The sequence below is a fragment of the Candidatus Latescibacterota bacterium genome (assembly GCA_019038625.1).
Lineage (GTDB): Bacteria > Krumholzibacteriota > Krumholzibacteriia > Krumholzibacteriales > Krumholzibacteriaceae > JAGLYV01.
Genome location: JAHOYU010000198.1, coordinates 14774 through 34028 on the forward strand (window position 1 = coordinate 14774; position 19255 = coordinate 34028).

At 48.4% G+C, this 19255-nt stretch carries 19 protein-coding genes; 3 read left to right on the top strand and 16 right to left on the bottom strand.

All coding sequences use genetic code 11. From position 1 onward, the window contains the following. Positions 1-4: 4 nt before the first annotated feature. The 3 genes from KOO63_13680 to KOO63_13690 form a co-directional block, all read right to left on the bottom strand. Positions 5-1132 (bottom strand): acyl-CoA dehydrogenase family protein, encoded by a 1128-nt coding sequence (locus KOO63_13680; GenBank protein MBU8922861.1) that lies wholly within the window; start codon positions 1130-1132, stop codon positions 5-7. Positions 1133-1202: 70 nt separating this feature from the next. Continuing rightward, the gene (locus KOO63_13685) at positions 1203-1793 is read right to left on the bottom strand and encodes a hypothetical protein (GenBank protein MBU8922862.1); all 591 of its coding nucleotides are present in this window, start codon (positions 1791-1793) and stop codon (positions 1203-1205) included. A 12-nt stretch (positions 1794-1805) separates the two neighbouring features. Beyond that, positions 1806-3242 (bottom strand): thiolase domain-containing protein, encoded by a 1437-nt coding sequence (locus KOO63_13690; GenBank protein ID MBU8922863.1) that lies wholly within the window; start codon positions 3240-3242, stop codon positions 1806-1808. A 381-nt stretch (positions 3243-3623) separates the two neighbouring features. On the opposite strand from KOO63_13690, the gene KOO63_13695 reads away from it, so the two are divergent. Further along, complete coding sequence (locus KOO63_13695) at positions 3624-4169, top strand: hypothetical protein (protein MBU8922864.1); 546 nt, start codon at positions 3624-3626, stop codon at positions 4167-4169. A gap of 3 nt (positions 4170-4172) precedes the next feature. Here the strand turns inward: KOO63_13695 and KOO63_13700 are convergent, their stop codons facing one another. Further along, positions 4173-5138, bottom strand: coding sequence for a threonine/serine dehydratase (locus tag KOO63_13700; GenBank protein MBU8922865.1), 966 nt, complete (start codon positions 5136-5138; stop codon positions 4173-4175). Positions 5139-5215: 77 nt separating this feature from the next. Here KOO63_13700 and KOO63_13705 point away from each other — a divergent pair, with 77 nt between their 5' ends. Further along, the gene (locus KOO63_13705) at positions 5216-6115 is read left to right on the top strand and encodes a YihY/virulence factor BrkB family protein (protein ID MBU8922866.1); all 900 of its coding nucleotides are present in this window, start codon (positions 5216-5218) and stop codon (positions 6113-6115) included. 236 nt (positions 6116-6351) lie between these two features. Further along, positions 6352-7341, top strand: coding sequence for a PhzF family phenazine biosynthesis protein (locus KOO63_13710; GenBank protein MBU8922867.1), 990 nt, complete (start codon positions 6352-6354; stop codon positions 7339-7341). Between the two features lie 42 nt (positions 7342-7383). On the opposite strand, the gene KOO63_13715 is transcribed toward KOO63_13710, so the two are convergent. From KOO63_13715 to KOO63_13770, 12 genes are all read right to left on the bottom strand, one after another. Next, a complete protein-coding gene (locus tag KOO63_13715) occupies positions 7384-10335 on the bottom strand; it encodes a hypothetical protein (protein MBU8922868.1) in 2952 nt (983 codons plus the stop codon). Next, complete coding sequence (locus KOO63_13720) at positions 10332-10913, bottom strand: 2-oxoacid:acceptor oxidoreductase family protein (protein ID MBU8922869.1); 582 nt, start codon at positions 10911-10913, stop codon at positions 10332-10334. Before KOO63_13720 ends, KOO63_13715 begins: the two co-directional genes overlap by 4 nt. A 130-nt stretch (positions 10914-11043) precedes the next feature. Beyond that, positions 11044-11670: a hypothetical protein gene (locus tag KOO63_13725; protein MBU8922870.1), complete on the bottom strand. Its 627-nt coding sequence runs from the start codon at positions 11668-11670 to the stop codon at positions 11044-11046. A 71-nt stretch (positions 11671-11741) separates the two neighbouring features. Beyond that, on the bottom strand, positions 11742-12821 hold the full coding sequence (locus KOO63_13730; protein ID MBU8922871.1) for a KamA family radical SAM protein: 1080 nt from the start codon (positions 12819-12821) through the stop codon (positions 11742-11744). A 258-nt stretch (positions 12822-13079) separates the two neighbouring features. Then, complete coding sequence (locus KOO63_13735) at positions 13080-13652, bottom strand: hypothetical protein (GenBank protein ID MBU8922872.1); 573 nt, start codon at positions 13650-13652, stop codon at positions 13080-13082. 106 nt (positions 13653-13758) lie between these two features. Continuing rightward, on the bottom strand, positions 13759-14883 hold the full coding sequence (locus KOO63_13740) for a hypothetical protein (GenBank protein MBU8922873.1): 1125 nt from the start codon (positions 14881-14883) through the stop codon (positions 13759-13761). Positions 14884-15025: 142 nt separating this feature from the next. Continuing rightward, positions 15026-15397, bottom strand: coding sequence for a methyltransferase domain-containing protein (locus KOO63_13745; GenBank protein MBU8922874.1), 372 nt, complete (start codon positions 15395-15397; stop codon positions 15026-15028). A gap of 65 nt (positions 15398-15462) precedes the next feature. Continuing rightward, a complete protein-coding gene (locus KOO63_13750) occupies positions 15463-15705 on the bottom strand; it encodes a hypothetical protein (GenBank protein MBU8922875.1) in 243 nt (80 codons plus the stop codon). Positions 15706-16026: 321 nt separating this feature from the next. Beyond that, complete coding sequence (locus KOO63_13755; protein MBU8922876.1) at positions 16027-17196, bottom strand: acyltransferase family protein; 1170 nt, start codon at positions 17194-17196, stop codon at positions 16027-16029. Between the two features lie 39 nt (positions 17197-17235). Continuing rightward, the gene (locus KOO63_13760) at positions 17236-17967 is read right to left on the bottom strand and encodes a peroxiredoxin family protein (GenBank protein ID MBU8922877.1); all 732 of its coding nucleotides are present in this window, start codon (positions 17965-17967) and stop codon (positions 17236-17238) included. A 58-nt stretch (positions 17968-18025) separates the two neighbouring features. Beyond that, positions 18026-18442, bottom strand: coding sequence for a nucleoside diphosphate kinase regulator (gene rnk / locus KOO63_13765; protein MBU8922878.1), 417 nt, complete (start codon positions 18440-18442; stop codon positions 18026-18028). 226 nt (positions 18443-18668) lie between these two features. Beyond that, complete coding sequence (locus KOO63_13770) at positions 18669-18986, bottom strand: cupin domain-containing protein (protein MBU8922879.1); 318 nt, start codon at positions 18984-18986, stop codon at positions 18669-18671. Positions 18987-19255: the final 269 nt, after the last annotated feature.

The following is a 19255-nucleotide window of genomic DNA, read 5'->3' on the forward strand; positions in this document are numbered from 1 at the left end:
GGACCTAAACGTCGAAGCAGCCTATATGTCTTGATATCACGAGACGCTGGATCTCCGAAGTACCCTCTCCTATAGTCAGGAGCTTGTAGTCGCGGAAGAACCTCTCGACCTTGTATTCCTTCATCAGGCCGTATCCACCCAGTATCTGCACTGCGTTGTCGACAACCCGGCCCATCACTTCGCTGCAGTATAATTTCGACATGGCCGCCTGCTTTGAGAATGGTTTTCCCGCGTCCTTGAGGGCGCATGCTTTATAAAGAAGCGCTCGAGCAGCCTCGATCTCTGTAGCCATATCGGCAAGTTTAAACCCGTTCGCCTGGAATGTAGAAATGGCTCTTCCGAACTGCTCCCTTTCCCGCGCGTATTGAAGGGCAAGTTCGAATGCCCCCTGAGCACCTCCAAGTCCCATCGCCGCGATCGCAAGTCTGCCGTTGTCGAGGGTTTCGAGCATCTGCTTAAAACCTTCTCCTCTTTTTCCAAGAAGGTTCGCTTCGGGAACCCTGCAGTCCTCGAAGAAGAGTTCCCCGGTATCTGACGCCCTCCACATCATCTTCCCTGTCATCTTCTTCGCCTCGAATCCTGGAGTACCGTTCGGGACGAGGATACAGGACATCTCTTTCTTGCCATCGCTTCTCTGGCCGGTTATCGCCTGGACGGTACAGACGCTGGCGAGTTCGGAACTTGAGTTAGTGATAAATATCTTGCTGCCGTCTATCACCCACTCACTACCTTCCATCTTCGCTGTAGTCTTGCTCGCTCCGGCATCTGAACCCGCGTCTGGTTCTGTCAGGCCAAAGGAGGCGAGAATCTCGCCCTTGCAGAGCCTGGGAAGCCATTCCTCTTTCTGCTCCTCGTTCCCGTAATAATAGATAGGGCCGATACCCAGAGAATTCCCTGCCGCGACTGTCGCTCCCTGCGACCCGTCGATCCTGGCGATCTCCTCGACCGCAATTATGTATGAGAGGTAGGTCATACCGGATCCGCCATATTTCTCTGGAACGATTATCCCGAAAAGCCCCATCTCGGCCATCTTCCGGGTAAGCTCGATAGAGAATTCTTCCTTCTCATCCAGCTCCAGAGCTACAGGAGCTATCTCGTTCTCGGCGAAGTCACGGATACTGTCGCGCAGCATCCTCTGCTCTTCAGCAAGTCCGTAATTAATGCTACTACCCCCCTGTTACACAACTCACTTCATGTATATTCTAGAAACTGAACCCTTCAGGCAGATCTTCTGCCTTCGTCCCGTCAGGGACCCAGGAGAGGTCCAGGATCGTAAATGTCGGATTCTTCGTCCTGAATATGGGAACGACCTTCATCCCCATCTCAGGTTCACCGATCGACATGTAACTCATCAGGATCGTATCGACTCCCTCAAACTCGATATTTATGAACTTTATTGGCTTATCGAGCACATTGAAGGCACCTGAGCGTTCACATACCATGAATGTGTGAACACTGGATTTAGTCCTGGCTTTATCGGTCATATCCAGGACTGTGTTCTTGCCGAGACAGTCAGGACAATGGATCCTGAACGGCTGGTAGATCGTTCCCTTGTACTCGCAGTCGGGATTGTCACATCTTGTGGCCAGCAATTTACCTTCTCCAAGTGCTTCGAAGAATGGTGCCTCTCCACCATACATGTGGATATAGGTCATAGCCCTCGGATTTGTCACCCCCATCAGCTTCAATCCATCATCTTCGTTCCGTATGGGCGTATTGGGAGTGGGGTGATGAAATTCACCCTTCAGCTTGTATCTTCTGTTCTTAACATTTACCTGTCCGAACGTACTCATTATCGTTCTCCTTTATGCGTCTTTGTCGATAAGATGATCGGGATCCATAAGAATGGTCGATGTCACATGTGAGCCGACGCCGGCGTGGCTGATGGCCATACCTCTCTTCGCGCCCTTGACCTGCAGGTCGGTCCAGTCAGCAGGTTTCTCCCTGAAGAACTCTTTCCATCTCTTATCGTCACCATGAATCTCGGCCCATCTGTTCCAGATGTGCATAGCGACCTCGAATGTCTGCATGATTCCAGTCGCCCCGACAGCGTGCATGCATCCTATGAGCCCACCCGATATATTGGAGGGAAGCCTGCCCGGCTCACCTGTATTCGGATTCGTGTGGTAACAGTCTCCCGACTCGACATAATCACGGCCCTCGCCGTATGGCCTCACGCCGATGTCTTCATACGACTGAACGTCACTGATCGTGAACGCGTCATGCAGCTCAAGGAGATCCAGGTCCTCGTTCGGGTCTTTTACACCTGCCATCCTGTACCCGTAATAAGCTGCCATTCTCGCTCCAAGAAACCCGGTGAATCCCGGATACCTGTCTCCACCAGGGAACCTTTCCCCGAGGTCCTTGTACTGATCGGCTGTCTCATTCGGGAGAAGAGGTATTTCCATATTCCTTCTGTCGGCGGGCCTGAGCGTATGTGAACCGGCCGCGACCCAGATACGAAGGGGCTTGTGAGGGGAATCCTTGGTAAGCTTCATCGCTGTATCCTCATCACAGATGATCGCGCAGGCGGCGCCCACACTCATCAGACAGCAGTCAAGCGCCCTGAGAGGGTATGCCACTACCGGAGAATTGAGTACATCGTCTACGGTGATCTTCATCGGAGACTGCGCGAAAGGATTCATCCTGGCGTATCCGTGATGCTTCACGGATATCTCGGCCAGGGTCTTGCGGAAAGAATCCTCGGATTTACCGAAGACCTGCCAGTATTTCTGAGCCATTACAGCATAGTAGCCTGTATAAATGTGACCAAGTGGTGATTCCCAGTCCTTGTCAGCGGCACATGAGATCAGGAAGTTCCCCTCGTCGGTCGGAACCTCGTCCATCCTTTCCCAACCCATCGCCAACACACAGTCTGAATAACCGGAAGCTACTGCCTTGACAGCCTCCCAGAGAGTCGAACCACCGGTCGCCCCTCCTGTCTTTACACCGATATTTCCAAGCGGATCCAGGCCGAGACGGTCGTGGATTACAGCCTCACCGAGAAGCTGATCGCCGAAATGGTCGGCGAAATGTCCGTAATAGCATGAATGGATATATTTTTTCAATTCCGCTGCTGACATATTGATCATGTCCGCGGCCATCGTCAGCGCATCGACGCATAGCTCTTCTGTCCTTTTCTCGGGAATCGCCCTGCCGAACTTCGATTGGCCAGCCGTCACAAGATATACCGGCTTCATCATTTTCGGCACCTTCAACTGCTGTTCACTGAACTTGATCATTCCTTGGACTCCTTTTCCAGAAACGTTGGGATCTCGATGACCATTTACATTCCAGACTGCAAGAACAAGCAAGGATCGCTTGTTCCAGCAACACAAAATCGTGAGAAAGCTGTTTCTCACAACAATTATCCGAATAGCCTGATATGACCTTTCGCATTGTGATGCCCAGGCCGCATTAGCGCCGATTCTACCAGAGCCGCCTTCCAATGTCTAGATTTTATAATTGCATTTTTTGGTGTTGTTGATAGAGCCTGCATAGGCAGCCTTATGCTCAGGAATTACTGAGCGACAAGGGATTTATCAAGTGCCGTCATTTGAAGTCAATAAGCCTTATATGGTATAATCTATAGAGATAGAACGACATCATGAGAGGAGACATCATTGTTTAGGACTATTTATACATACCTCGTTTTTATCCTCATTATAACAGCTGCATCCAGCGGTACAGAAGCTATGGAAGTGAACTGTCACGACGGGTCTTCGATCAATGGGATTGAAGGTTTTGGCATACAGGTATTCTGCAATTCTCTAGCTGAGAAGATTCTCGTCCACGATTCCCTTGTCCGCGACTATGCCAGCATCCACCTGAGGTCATCAGGCCTGGATCTCACAGATGAGCTGGGCCCTGAATCCGGGATGTTCGGCGTATTTATCACCAGTGTGGAATGGATCGTGGACGGCAAAGTCAGGGGATATGCTACTTCTGTGAATATAAATGTCAACCGGACGGCTCTCTGCCTTCTTGGAGACGACGAATTTCACGCGATATCATCAATTGTCTGGGAAGAGGACCGGCTTGTCGTCACGGACGATCGACGCAGCCGCGATCTTATCCTTGATTCGATCTCCGGGACTCTCGACAATTTCCTGAAAGACTTCAGCAGGGCCGACCCCGAGAAAAACCTCGATCTTGCTGGCCGGAGATAATGGTCATTCACCCAGTATATCGAATAAAAGGGCTGGGTCGATATTCCCGCCACAGATGATGATAACTACTTTTTTACCCTGGTATTCTGACGCGACAGATTCGAACGCGGCAAGGGAGACTGCCGCCGCCCCCTCAACGGACCTCTCTTCTTCATCGATGATCCTTCTCAGGCTGGCCCTGATCTGATCCTCGCTGACGTCGATGAACCGGTCTACTATATCACGGCAGAGGTCGAAGGTAATGGCCCCTTGCTCGATACCACCAGCTGTCCCGTCGGAGATCGTGGGCAGAGACTCCACATCCACTATCCGTCCAGCTCTCACAGATTCTGCCATCGCTCTCGAATTCACAGGACTGCATCCGACTACTTCGATCTCCGGGTTCATGGACTTTAAATATCCTCCTGCTCCTGATATCAACCCTCCTCCACCTACAGATGCGAACAGGGCATCGACCCTGCCTGTCTGTCTGGATATCTCCAATCCTGCAGTTGCCTGGCCGGCGATCACAAGGGGATCGTTATAGGGAGAAAGGTAAAGCATGTCGTTTTCAACCGCGAAACGCCTCGCGTGAAGTTCGGTGTCCAGATTGTCAGTCCCGAAATATCTGATCTCGGAACCCGCGCTTTTCAAGCGATCGAGTTTAGCTGGAGACACCGTCTCGGGAACGAAGATAATACAATCTCGCCCCGTTTTCCGCAGAGCGTAGGCAACGGCCAGGCCATGATTGCCGGTCGATGCTGTCACTACTCCTCCGGGGAATTCACCCTCGTCTATCGCCATCACCCTGTTTAGAGCGCCGCGTACCTTGAATGATCCAGTGTACTGCGCATCTTCCAGTTTGAAAAATACTTCCCCACCGGACATATATGAAAGGTAATCAGAGCGGGAAAGAGGGGTCTGCCTCAAATGTGTGTGGATCCTCTCATACGCCTTCAGGGCAGCAGAAGGAATATCACCTGTCTTCATCTCCGGACTCCAATCATCATTGCCAGGATCCATATGCAATCTTGACGGCCAGCACCTCTTAAAGGTAACCTCTTTACATGTTGATGAAAAGGTTAAGATCGTTTTCAGGAATTTTCAAGGATGCCGCCTACGGATGGGTCAACGACGATGTGCCGGCGATGTCGGCAGCGATAGCCTATCACGCGATCCTCTCTCTCGCGCCCCTGCTCATAGTGTTGCTTGGAACAATAAGCATGATCTTCGGCGCTGAAGCTGTAGAGAATGAGCTTCTCGTCCAGATCGAACTCTCTGTCGGCCCCAGAGCCGCCATGGCAGTGAAAAGCGTGATGGACAACACACGTCAGACCACATCAGAAGCGGTCGCGGTCGGGGGAAGTTCACTTATACTTCTTATCATATTCTCCACTGGAGTATTCAAGCAGCTGATCGGATCGCTGAACGTGATATGGGGGCTCGCTGACGATGCTCGAAAAGGCTTCCGTGGTGGAGTGCTGAGGATGATAAGGAGACATATGTTGGCCTTCCTTATGCTGATCGGCCTGGCCCTCTGGCTGTATCTACTGCTCATTTCCAAGACTTTGACGATCATTCCGGAGAAAATCATCCTCGAATCCTTTCCGAAATCGGCAGGATACATGCCACAGGTCCCCGTTCTCCTCTCTCCGGTCCTGTTCACCTTCATTTTCGCTATTCTTTACCGTGTACTGCCTGACCGCCATATTCCCTGGAAAGATGTCTGGTTCGGCGCAGCGTTTACGGCGCTTCTTTCGGTCATCACCGAAAAACTCATAGGGTTCTATCTTCAGAAGACGATAGTAACTTCTCTCTATGGCGCTGCCGGTTCCCTTATCATCGTTCTCTTATGGATATACTGGTCGGCAGTCGTCTTCCTCTTCGGCGCCGAACTGGCAAGGGCATACGCGCACAGACTCGGATCACTTCGGCAGATCCCTACCGGGAACAATCCTGAAGACTAGCCACATTCCATTATTTCTCACATCTCGAAGGGGTAGATTAAACTTTACCTGACTCACGCGCACGATTCAGGAATTGTTTTTGCTATATACTCAGATGGAAGAGTGGCAACATAAATATTGTCTTTCAGGGCTGGTATAAAACAATAACTTAGCGACATCCACGCCTGAACTATGACCCGGTCATCTGTTGCAATCCGCTGCTTCTCCGAATCGGATCGCCACAGACGAAAGGAAATATGAAGGAATACGAGATAAAATATGTGGACGTCTTTACTACCTCTCCCTTTCATGGGAATTCCGCCGCGGTGATCACGGACGCAGAAGGACTTACGACCAATGACATGTACAAGATAGCCGGGGAGATCAATCTTTCCGAGTCGACTTTCGTCAGTCCCCCCGAATCGGGACGCTCCGCCGCAAAAATCAGATTCTTCACTCCGGATGTAGAATACAACCTCAGTGGACATGCGATGATCGGTACCTGCTTCGTCCTCGCGGAAAATGGTTTGATATCTTTGCCTGACGGGATGTCCCGTGTGGTAATTGATACCAAGGTCGGACCTATCCCCATCGAATTCACTTTTGAACAGGAAAGCCAGCGATCTACCAATTCAATTAATGGTGATCATGTAAGACTATCCGGTGAAAACAACGGGCTTCTTCGCAGTATCATGATGCAACAGACTGTCACTGATCATCGAACGACAGATCTTGATTTAAACGAAATCGCCTCTACACTCGGCATCGATCCCGGGCTTGTCCTTCATACCGGCCTTCCTTTGGAGATCCTGTCGAACGGCCTCATCCAGCTGGTGATCCCGATTCAGAACCAGTCTGCGCTTATCAATATGAATCCTGACCTGATTAAATTGAAACTGATGAATGACAGGTTCGGTATCCAGACGGTCGACATATTCACCCTCGATTCACTCGACGAGAAAAGTATCACATATTCCCGACATTTCTCTCCCGGATCCGGCTTGTGGGAAGACCCGGGGTCAGGTACCGCGGCGGTCAGTATCGCTACATATCTCGCCAGACACGGAGTTATTTCAAAAGGCTCCTATGTTATGAGACAGGGCAAGGATCTCGACCAGCTATGCGATGTCTTTGTGGACATAAGGGATAATAATAACGGGATGAACACGGCCTGGGTCGGAGGACTGGCAGTGACTTCCATAAAAAGGAAAATGTCGATTCGCGACCAGTCAATAATGATAGCCTGACACGTTTTCCAGAGAGTCCGTCAGGCAGATACTTGTCGCTGCTCAGTTCCAGACACCATCCATAAGTCTTCTGACAGTAATATATGCGTTGTCTGTACTCTCGATAAACATGTTGTAGAGTATTTTCGCCGCTTCAGGTGTATTCTCCATTCCGAAAGATTCAGCGACTGCTCCCATAGAGTCCATTTCTATCTCGTCCTGTGCTGCTACCTTGAGACGATATATATCTCTCAGCCTCCTGATAAAGTTCATATGCTCAATGATCATATCGAAGTCATCAGCCTTTTCCGGAGAAAGTTCCTTGAGATTCTCCAGCATCTTTCTCGAAAGAGGATCTCTGAGCCTGTGCCTCGCCTTATAAATGAGAAGAAGCATCTCGATATCCCTCTGCCCCCCGGGACACTCCTTGATGTTCGTGCGCACGGAGGCGTCAGTACTGGAATGTCTCCCCATCGTTTCCTGATAGAGATAATCAACAAATTCTCTGTTTCTCTCGAAGATCAGCGGCTCGACTATAGTCTTCATCAGTTTCTTGTCAAGTTTACGCGTGCCGGTCAACATCCTTGACCCGAGTATCTGTGAAAGGTCGACGTAGACGTTATCGCTCGTGCCCGACAAGTGATCGACCAACTGTTCGAAACTCACCAGATAACTTCCGAAATGGTCGGCGAAACGGTGATGAGGAAGTATTCCACGTTTGAGGATGTGAAAATTCATCTTCGCGACGATCCTGTTGCAGAGTGTGATCGTCTCTGCGTCACTTGAATCGAGGATAAAGAACATATCGTAATCATCGTCGAACCCCTGTTCCCTGGCATGTCCTCCCGCCGCATACATGGCCAGCAGATCGTGAGTCTGGACCGGATAACCATGCGCCATATGGACGTCCTGCATCGCAAACTCATAGAGAAGTTGAGTATATCTGTCACTGAACTCTATAAATTCTGCATCGGTTCGTTCACTGCCTGCTCCTGACAGCACCAGCAGGCTGACTCTTACGAATTCCATATCGTAGTAATCCCCGACACGCTTGAAGAGGATATCCAGAGGCTCCAGCGAAGTCAGGTCGCTGTACAGACCGTCACTTATTTCCCGGAGGCGTTCATTGTTGTAAAGATTCTTTATAAATACGGGGTACTTGCTCAATATAGGATGGAAATGCCTTCGAAAGAAATGACTGCTCTGCCTGTGGATATTCGTCAGGGCCACAAGTTGACCGTGGTATTTCGCTGTATCCGGCAGTACAGGTTTCTTCCTTATGATAGCCATGAAATTCTCCAGCTGCTTCCAGCTCAGATTCGCCAGGAAATTATTCAGGATCACCGGGTGTGAGACGGAAACCACCGAGAGAGAGTCTGATGCATCCGGCAGTTCCCCCAACTCATTTATCATCAGACTACTGAGAAATCCGAACAGTTCCCTTCCCTCATCGGTCTCCGACCTCTTCGCGAGGATCGTTAGGAATTTCAGGATCGGCGCGGGATCATGCTGTATCCCGGAGACATAGACAGATCCCACTCTTCTGCGCATCTTTTTATGCAGCATCGCGAACGATCTGATGAATTCGCTGTAGAACTCCCCAGAGGGGTCGTCCAGTTCATCAAGAAAATCGTCCCAGTATGTGATGTTCGCGGAAAAGAACGATTTCTTTATGAAATCGACAGCGAGATTCCCATTGTAATCCGGATCAGAATGAATCTTTCCCGACAGTATCGGCCGAAGGACACTGACATCTTTCAGGTGCTTTCTCAGATCTCCAGTAAGGATGTCTATCGCGTCTACACTTTTTTCCAGAAACCGGTAATAAAGGACCAGCATGAAATCCTCTGCAGGCACCATGCCTCTGTCTTCGAATCCGATCATTCGCGCGATACCGGCTACCATAGCCTCGACAGGCTCCTCCCTGATGGCGATTTCCTCATCCTGAGCCACCAGTAACTGATAGAGGTGTCGGAAAAGTTCGAAAAAACTCAGGGTCTTCTCAATGTCGTCATACTGTTCCTTTCGCCAGGTATCTTTTATCCTCAATTCATCCAGGATCTCCCACGCGTTGACCTTTTCGATACCATGAACCAGTTTCAGAGCGGACAGTAGCCCCCTGATAGGTCGCAATCCGTCTTCCTTCGGATTGATCGAGTAAGTTGAAAGAGGCCTTGAGAGTACCGAGCGGATCTCCCCCAGAATCCCACGAAGAAACCCCTCATGAAAACGATTCTGCCTGTTGTGGCTGTCGAAGAAAAACCTGTCTGTGACTCTTTCCCTGAACTCTTCGTGAAGATTCTTGCTGCCAAGGATGGTAGCTGCCCCGATCATCTCGTTAACCATGATGAAATCGTAGGCGTTCTTGTCGAGGACTTCTTCATACTCCTCTATTGTGGCAGTAAGGCTTTTACTTCCAACATATTCTGACAGATGAAAATGAAGCCTGGTGGCAGTCTTGAACATCTGGTTCGAAAGCTTTCCCAGCGCCCTGTTCAACGCTTCAGGATCCTCACCACTCCGCCTCACGATCCCAAGATCTATATCGTCCTGGTCAGATTTTGTGCCCACACCGAGCATTACGAATTCGGGATAAGAGATATCCTCGAGGAAGATACTCAATAGACCGTGCATATAACTCCTGGTAAGCTGCCTGAACATGCGGCCCACCTCAAGCATGAATTTTCTGCTTGTATGATCCCTCACTGTGCTTGTCGCCAGTTCAAGTTTTACAAGATCGACCATCCTGAGGTTCATATGCAGGAATTGCAGGGCATAATAGCAACCAAGCATTTCGAGGGCCTCGTCCTTCGATCGAGCGGATTTCCGAACTACATCCATTTCACCTGGAATATCCACGGAATAGCTCCACAGATGTACCCTGTCCCGCACACCCTCTCTCTCAAGCGCGGATAGCAACGAATCGATACTGGATGAGACCATGTGGATATATTTGAGATTGTAATTGCCGAGATTCGCCGTCTTTTCGGCAAGCCTCGCGAGAGGTTGTTTCATCTGTCCTCGTCCCTGTCACGTTTGTTCAGACACTGGATGTCTCTGCCTTCAAGAAGCCCGAACCCGTATTCAAAGGAAGCCAGGTATTCCTCTTCCAGTTTTTTCGGAGCCCTGCTCACGATTGCATCCTGTAACGATTTTCTGCTGATGACGTTACATGCCGAGGCAAATATTCCAAGGATTATGATATTCGTCTGAGCGTTTTTCAGGTCCTGCCCGGTATCGATGCATAGTCTCACCTTCTGCTCGAGTCTGCCATGAACCCTGTCGTCTGTTTCGATCTCCTCATCTATGACAAGCAGCCCACCTGGTTTAAGATCGCATATATAGGCATCATACGCATCGGGAGTGAGGGCAAGCAGAAAATCGACCAGTTCCACGCGGGGCGAATCGATGGCGCGGTCTGAAAGGATAAGGTCCGCCCGACAGGTGTTCCCCCTGGCCTCCGGCCCAAAAGAACAGCTCTCGGATGCATAAAGGTCTTCATATATCGCTGCTGCTTCCGCAAGTACCCTGGCAGCATCGATCAACCCGTGAGCTCCGGCTCCACTCAGCCTGATATCGTATCTAAACGACACGCCGACCCTCCTTGCATAAATCTCCCGAAGAGGATTCATCAGGTGCCACGATACACTTATGAATATTGTTTTACAAGGATGAAGATTGTACAGGGAATTTACGGCCTGACCCGCAGACCAGTCATCCCGTTCAGCCATCAGGAACAGCAAAAGACTGAACATCGATCTGCACGAACTGTCCATCGAACGGATCGGGATACGGAGGAACTCCGGAAACGATGATAGGGTTTCCCTGGTCATCCATATTCTTTGTCGATAACCCGTCACCACCCGAACCTGCATAAAGGGTTATCGTTGCTGAATGGTCCATCAGAATGGTTTTCTGAATATCCATCAGAAAACAATGATCTATTCCGGATGATCCCGCGTTTAAATAGTAAATCTGGAAAGGAGAGGATATCTGTATCCTGAATATATTGAAGGAGCTTTCGGCCGGTGTGCCCCCTGCGATCCACATCTCGTCCTTCATGATCCAGCCTGTATATGTCCTCTGCTCTACAAGCCCACGAAGCCTTATCGTCACCTCGTAAGTGACTCCCTCGTCCCCGACAAGCGTGGCAGATACTTCGTCAGATTCAGGGGTGGTGCAGTTGGCCTGGGCATTACCATCGCCGGTGCAGGGTAACTCTACCCGGATATCATCGAGCGAGGCTATCGGGTCACTCCCTGTAATGTTCTCATCCGAACTACAACCGACCATAAGCAGAATACATCCGATGCAGCAGCCACAGGCGAAAATAATCGAGAATCTTCTCACCGAAGCCTCCCTGTCCAGAAAGGATCATGGAATCAGACTATATTTCAGAGAATTCTTTTACCGGCTGTCTGTCAAAGTTCCAACCAGCAATCATCTTTGTTGAGTTTCTTACGGAACAGTTTTCCTGCAAGAAGCTTGTCTTTAGCCTGATGATATTTGAAATATATATGATCATCAAGACGACCGACAATCTCGATTTTACCAGTCTCATGCGACATGACAAATCGAAATCTCTTGCTGGGTCCATCAAGCATCGCCCTCGTCTCTTCTACGATCTCAAGAGCTCTGAATAATGGGATCTGGTAGATATGTTTTACTGTTTTTACGGGGCGACATTGAAAGACATAGTATGGAGTGACGCCGTTCCTTGTCAGCTTACTCTGTAATTCAGCCAGGACTGCAGGTTTATCATTGACCCCCTTCAACAGGACGGTCTGATTCAGAACTGTCATATTTGCGTCATTCAATATTTTTATAGCTTTTACAGCGCGTGGAGTGATCTCTTTCGGATGATCAAATTGCGTTACAATGTATAACTGCTTTCTTTCGCGAGAACAATCTCCCAAAATATTCAACAGTTCATCGTCCTCTATTATTCTGTCAGGATCGACTACGGGGATCCGTGTTCCTATTCGAATAAACTTCAAATGCTGAATGCCTGCTAATTTCTGTAAAATATCTGCTATTTCGTCATTCGGTAATGTTAATGGATCACCTCCGCTTAAAAGTACGTTTGTGATCTCCTTGTGCGTTTCAAGATATTCAACTACCAGATTCCAGTCTGTTACTATCTCATCCGATACTATACCTGCTAATCTTTTCCTGAAACAGTGGCGACAATACGACGCGCATTGATTTGTAGCCAATATCAGGGCTGTCTGGGAATACTTGTGCTGCAGGCCACGCAATTTGGTGTTATCAGATTCTCCACTTGTATCATAACTTCCCTCTGACCTGTTTTCTTCTATAGAAGGAATCACCATTCTGCGGATAGGATCATCCGGATCGTCCCAGTCAATCAGGTCCATATAATATTGGTTAAGTGACATCGGATGACTTTTAATGATCTTTTCGATCTCATTTCGTTCATCAGGATTAAACGAAACATATTGTTCGAGTTGTTCTATCGTTCTTATATTTTTAACATCCATCTGGTCGGGTCAACTTCCCTTCCGGAGATACCTGTACAATAAAAAGTCCTCAAGCTTTAACCCTGCGGGTTACATCCATTTTTCTTGCTGAAGATGCCAAGCTTTAACAAGCAGAGTAAGACATGCCCTAGTGGTGGGATAATAAGACATCTGGAATAATATTGGAAGAACTATTCGAAAACATTTTCATATTTAAGCATACGATGCATTACAAAGAGTCTCCAACTACCATAAACAACTAGATTTGTACTAATCCGACTATACCTTCAACCAAGCTGCGAGGATGAGACCAAGATCTGCCAGAATGTGTGACACAAGAGGTGCGGCAAGACTGTCTGTCCGTTTTGTCATTCGATACCAGATGCTGGATACCGTTGTAAAAACTACAAAACACAGGATGAGTCCCGGGATGTTCAGCAGAGAATACAGGACGACTATGTGGTACCCCGCGAACACAGGATGCGAGACTTGAATGTGTTTGCGAAGCTCAGCCCAATGCAACTGTTCAAGGAATGGATGAATTATCCCGAAGTAGGGAATCATCGCCAATAGGGACAGGCGAGACAGGTGATGATCTGCTAACCACACCGACAGGTCTTCACGCGCTATATAGGGCAGAATAAAGTAAAACAATGGTCCCGCAAGTACCGCAGGCAGAGCCAGAAGCATGATGCGTTTGCGATCAGGCCAGCGCATGTCGGAAAGAGATCTTCGCGACCAGAACAGGATCTGTCCGTGATACGCCAGAATGGCCAGCCACGCGTTGGAAAACCCGCACCAGAAGACACCGACGGCGATATATGGTGCAAGCAGTTTGAGTGTCTGTTTCACATTCATCAGCAAAAGGTTAAAATGCAGGGGCGCACGGCGGCACCAGATGACCACCTGTTAGCACGACTGATATCAGCCAGCAGGAACCACACGTTCATAGCGTCTTCTACCCCCTTGCCTGTTGATGCTGGTAATATTCTAACGTCCCACGATATAGAGCTCGCATCAGGAAGTCGGGACTCTCTAAAGAAAGCTTCTCGAAGGGTTGGTCCAGAAGGATCTTTAGCAATCCCAGCATTTGACTTCCATAGGTATCCATGCACTCCTTTGGTTTTATCCCGGGCCAGGAATAACAGCTTACTGACATCCGTCGATAAGCGCTACTGACGCCTTTCGGAAGCAGATCGAACGCGGGGTCGTCCAGAGGGAACTCGTACTGATCCAGGTTGCCCGTAGGAATGCCCTCAACGGCTTTTACCTGAATCGGCTCACGATCAGCGATGTAGGGATCGACTGTGACATCCAGGACCACAGCGTGCTTTGGCAGAATACCGACCAGATGATTGGCAATAATATGTCGAGTAGGATCACTGCGGGAGGTAGCATCTACTAGCATGTCTGTCCGCTTAAGCAGAGCTCTCAGCGCTGTCTCATCCTGAGTTATGTTGCGACCGATAAGATGTACGATCACTCCAGGAACTCCACGACTTAGGTACTCTTTATTCAGGGTCACATCACCGTATTTGGTAGCAGCCTCAGCAGCAAAGCGACCCACCGGTCCAGTACCCAGGATAACTACTTCAATAGGATTTCGACCTTTGTCAGCAAAGGTCGGGTAAGTTTTCTTTAATGCGCGAAATCCGGCCCACACGGCGTTCCAACTCGTACCTCGAAGGTTCTCGATCAACCGCACCCCATCATCACTCTCCACACTGTCCATGGAAACAGGACGAAAACCAAGCTCCGATATCAACCGTATGCGACTTGGATGCGTGGAATAATGCAGCATGGAAAAAAGTATGGTGCCGGACTTCATCCGGGGCAGCTCATCGTCTTCCGGCGAACGGACCTGAACGACAATATCCTGGTCATAGCAATCCTGATTGCTGCCAATATGGATGTTGCCGTGCCCCTCAACATACTGCCAGGGTTCTTTATCGATTCCAGAGCCACTGCCTTCCTCGATCACGATCCCTTTGGCTCCCGGGGCAAGGCCGTGCATCAAATCGGGAAAATAATCCCGCACCTCGCCGGGTTCTTTATGCATTCGAGGAAAGCCTATTGTCAGCATGTCTTTCTCCTGTTCCAATATTTTCATTTGTTATAGCAATTTCGATTCTTTGCCGTATCGATAGTGTTAGCTGCAAAATGAACTGTGTATCTTCTGCCACGATGGTAATATCTGATACTATGGCGGGGATTTATGTTATCTGTCAAGGTACTTCCACTTCGCGCAATATAGATTCAAGTTCATGTATGAAAGATGCTCCGGCCATACATCCAGTAAAAAGAGACATGTCCTGCTTTACGCTATCTGGCAATTCGGCTGTGGCGACAATATCAGAGATCGCCAGCCTTCCTCCCGGTTTCAACACCCGGAATGCCTCACTGAACACTTTTCTTTTTTCAGGGGAAAGGTTGATGACACAATTTGAGATGATGACATCGACTGTCCGGTCTGCTACCGGAAGATTCTCTATCTCTCCCAGGCGAAATTCGACATGATCATATCCGTCGCTCCTCGCGTTCTTGCTGGACTTGCTGGTCATTTTCGATGTCATATCAACGCCTATGAGTTGTGCCATTATAAGCCTCTTATCGAGAAACTGTTTCCAGCTTATCCTTATTTACATGTGAAGCAAGAATACATCTAGATTTTCATCTTTTTCGAAACAAACACCCGAAGTGTACATTTACATAAAGTCAGGTCTCCAAGATCAAAAGCAAACAAGCAGGAAGGGGAATCATCTTCACCACAGTCGACATAGGATTCTATCCCAAAATCCTTTGCCTTGCATATATCCTTGAAATCCTGCTTATAACATCTGAAATCTTTGGGACAATCTATGTTCATCATAATCTTCTTGATCTCTTTGTCATACTTATTTTCCATTTTGATTCATCTTTCTTTCTGACGCTTCCATCGTCGATGTTGATATAAAAAACAAATCGACGGGTCATATTAATTTTCGTTGATTAATGTGATAAACTTTAACAAGAAATCCCCATCCCCTACTATTACACCAGGATCAATATGAAATATTTTGAAAATTTATGAAGTAATTTGAATGATTCAGTAATTTTTTGTGAAGGCCCTGAGCCTGTTTAAAGTGTATGAAAAGTTTAGTGGTTGGTTTTATAGAACGGTTCGGGAATGAATTATTTATCAATGGTTCAGGAATGATTTTGTGATTAGTTCATGATCATCTGCATATTATTTCCCCTTGATCCCGAACAGGAAGCGTGTGAGCCGGGTACGCTTAACCAACTCACAGCATATTACACTGATAACGAATGATGCTACGCAGAGCATGACAAACTCGACAAGTATGCCTCGCCCCAACCGGGTGATGTAATGACCCGCTATCGACATGACGGTCAGATGAAAGATGTAGAATGGATACGAGATCCTGTTGAAATATCTTAGAAACCTGTTTGTTAATGAAAGATATTTCTGCGCGATGCTCATGACAGCCACGACCCAGAACCATGTGTTAAGCCCGGCTACCAGAGAGTAGATAGCGTAGTTCAGATTATGCGCGTTGGTCGAGAACGAAGGAAGATTGAATTGCATGAACAGTTTGGCGGCCGAGAACAGTATCCCCAGGACCAGGGCTGCCACTGTATGCCTGCTGAAAGTTTTGCTGAACCTCTTGTCGCGGGCGATGATGAACCCGAAAAAGAAGGCTGCCATATTGTATGTAAAATATCCCCAGTCGGAATACAGGGTGTTCCTGTAGAACGGCCATATCGGTGAGAGGATCGCAAATATCAGGGATACAGGTATACCCATGAGGAATATCGCCCCCCATCTTCTCGTCAGGAATCCCACGATTGAATCGATCAGGCGGTCCTTCCCGGCGCGGATGCGAAGGAATATGGGCAACAGGACAAGCGAATGTATGAAGAGGTATCCAGCGAACCACATATGAGCCCAGTTCGGCCCGCCTGTGGACTCCGAGTAAAAGGTCGTCATCAGGCACCATGGCCAGAATTGAGTAAAGTAGTTGACTCCGCTGAGGTCCAGGTCGGTAGGCCAGAAATAGCCGAGCGGCGCGAAGAGAAAGACCATGAAGGTAAAAAGAGGGATCAAGAGCCGCTTGACTCGCTCCATTATGTATTGTTTTGGTGACCTGTGCTGCAGTGCTATAAAGGTACTCGTCCCTGCGATGAGGAACAGGAGAAACATGTGAATGGGGCTTAGGAAGTTGACGTAGTAATGGAGTATCTTCCAGGCGACGGTTCCCTTTTCGACAGAAGAAAAGCCACTCACACTGGTAATCATCCAGGCCGCGTGGAATGGTATCAGATTGATCGTGACGATCACCCTGAGCCAGTCCAACTCGTACTTTCGTTCAGGTTTCGCCACTGGAGGATTATTCACGCTTCTCCATATCTCCAGGTGTCCATCTGCCCTTGGGGATCAGTCGCTCTTCTCCCACAGGGAAAATATTTCAAACAAATAGTCGAATGACGGCCGGTCGAAAGTATGCTGGCTGATGTATTTGAAACGTAGAATACCTTCTCGATCGATCAAATAGACTGCCGGGATGTTCTGATCGACCTTACTCCCGGACCATTCTGTTTGGAACAGGCCAAACCGGTTCGACACGTTCCTTTCTTCGTCCAGAAGCAGTGGAAACGGAGTGGGAGCCTCCTCACCTTCGGGCAAGGTTATTGCTTCGGGAGCTACTTTCCTTATTATGTCGACAAACTTCTTCATACCCTCATCCAGTTCACCATAATCCGAAGGATTCTTCATATCATCGACACTCTTGAGCGCCGATGGCAAGGCAGCGATCCAATTCTCGATGGACCCTTTATCATAAGGGAATACATACAATATCTGCAGGTCGAGATGCTCGGGAATATTTCCGACACTCTGGCGGGCAAACAACTGAGCATGTCGATAGAAACAGAAGTGACACCACCCTCCTTCATATGCATACCCACGGGGGAACATCAACATCACATTGCGGCCTTTGTAATCGGACAAGCTTACAGTCTCGCCCTGATAGGACTTCAGGGTGAAGTCCGGCATCGCATCACCAACGGACACCCATTGCTTCTCCGAAGCCTCAACGACTACACATACCAACAGTATAGCCAGGAATATCGTGCCAATGAATCCACGGGTCGAACGGTGATAGATCATCTTTTCTCCTTCTGTTTCTTTATCCGATCCATGATTATGTGCAACGTCTACTGCTGCATCATAGATGAAAGTCTCCAGCCGATTCTGGTTGGTAAATGATCTTCTCAATGCTGATTCGCCGCATTCCCGAGGGAACCGGCCATTCAATGATATCTCCTTCCGCATAGCCGAGAATGGCTGTACCGATTGGAGCGAGGATAGAGATAGCTCCCGCGTCCACATCCGCATCTTTGGGAAATACCAGAGAATAGGTCATAACCTCAGAAGTATCGGTGTCGCGAAGAACTACCTTCGAGTTCATGGTCACCACATCCGGGGGTATGTCTTCGGACAACACCACCTTGCCTCGCGCAAGTTCTCCGGCCAGGTCCTCCAGATCCTTTCTGCTTTGTTCACCAAACTCCTCAGCCACAGCGATGATTTCTTCAAGCCGTTCCTTATCAAATCCGGTAATAAATATCTTTCTTTTCTTCATGATTACCTCCAGTGCTTAATGCCACCGACCAGTCTCCCCTTCCAGCATTAATCATAGCGGAATTACTGTCCCATGCAACCAAATACTGAAGTGAAAATCAGCCGGGTATAGTAGCAAAAACGCTACGGTACAGGCCATGTATAGTAGCGTTTTTGCTACGGTACGCGTGTTTGTAAACGTCATTCTCACTTCCTGTTCCTGACCTAACATGCGACTGCGGATCAAATCAGGATTTGATCATTGTAAGCATCATTTTAAATCTCTTAACAGCTTGCAGAGAATGGGGTTCATTTACCGGTAATATTATCATTTCACCCGCTTTCAAAATATACGGATTTCCTGAGATCATAATTTCCGCTTCACCATCCAGCACACAGATCAAAGCATCGAATGGTGCGGTATGCTCGCTTAATCCCTGCCCCTGGTCAAAAGCAAACAATGATACTGTACCGGTCTCTTTTTTAATTATGGTCTTACTGACAACGGACTCTTCCTGATAGGTCACCAGATCAGTTATAGAATTCACTTTCGGTTCAGAACTCATTTTTCTTCCTTTCAAAATTACTACGTTTATTAGTTCGATTCATCTGGAATAACAATAAATATACTATCTGAACTTCCCCTGGTTCTCTAGACACCTTCCAGGTTACAATAGACCTTAAAGGAGGAGTCGATGGGTAGCAAGTGGACTTCCCACGGTTTCGTAGACATCTAAAGGTCATAGTTAGAGGCGCGTGTCTTCCCCAGGATCTGCTAAGTATTTCATGCTATAATAATACCACAATCGGGACTACTCTTTCAGCCCCTTAACGC

Excerpts from the sequence above, each read along its gene's own strand:
- KOO63_13710 (MBU8922867.1), top strand. The coding sequence starts at position 6,352 with ATGAAGGAATACGAGATAAAATATGTGGACGTCTTTACTACCTCTCCC.
- rnk (MBU8922878.1), bottom strand. The coding sequence starts at position 18,442 with ATGAAGAAAAGAAAGATATTTATTACCGGATTTGATAAGGAACGGCTT.
- KOO63_13680 (MBU8922861.1), bottom strand. The coding sequence starts at position 1,132 with ATGCTGCGCGACAGTATCCGTGACTTCGCCGAGAACGAGATAGCTCCT.
- KOO63_13730 (MBU8922871.1), bottom strand. The coding sequence starts at position 12,821 with ATGGATGTTAAAAATATAAGAACGATAGAACAACTCGAACAATATGTT.
- KOO63_13770 (MBU8922879.1), bottom strand. The coding sequence starts at position 18,986 with ATGAGTTCTGAACCGAAAGTGAATTCTATAACTGATCTGGTGACCTAT.
- KOO63_13740 (MBU8922873.1), bottom strand. The coding sequence starts at position 14,883 with ATGCTGACAATAGGCTTTCCTCGAATGCATAAAGAACCCGGCGAGGTG.
- KOO63_13705 (MBU8922866.1), top strand. The coding sequence starts at position 5,216 with ATGTTGATGAAAAGGTTAAGATCGTTTTCAGGAATTTTCAAGGATGCC.
- KOO63_13745 (MBU8922874.1), bottom strand. The coding sequence starts at position 15,397 with ATGGCACAACTCATAGGCGTTGATATGACATCGAAAATGACCAGCAAG.
- KOO63_13700 (MBU8922865.1), bottom strand. The coding sequence starts at position 5,138 with ATGAAGACAGGTGATATTCCTTCTGCTGCCCTGAAGGCGTATGAGAGG.
- KOO63_13760 (MBU8922877.1), bottom strand. The coding sequence starts at position 17,967 with ATGATCTATCACCGTTCGACCCGTGGATTCATTGGCACGATATTCCTG.
- KOO63_13685 (MBU8922862.1), bottom strand. The coding sequence starts at position 1,793 with ATGAGTACGTTCGGACAGGTAAATGTTAAGAACAGAAGATACAAGCTG.
- KOO63_13715 (MBU8922868.1), bottom strand. The coding sequence starts at position 10,335 with ATGAAACAACCTCTCGCGAGGCTTGCCGAAAAGACGGCGAATCTCGGC.
- KOO63_13690 (MBU8922863.1), bottom strand. The coding sequence starts at position 3,242 with ATGATCAAGTTCAGTGAACAGCAGTTGAAGGTGCCGAAAATGATGAAG.
- KOO63_13750 (MBU8922875.1), bottom strand. The coding sequence starts at position 15,705 with ATGGAAAATAAGTATGACAAAGAGATCAAGAAGATTATGATGAACATA.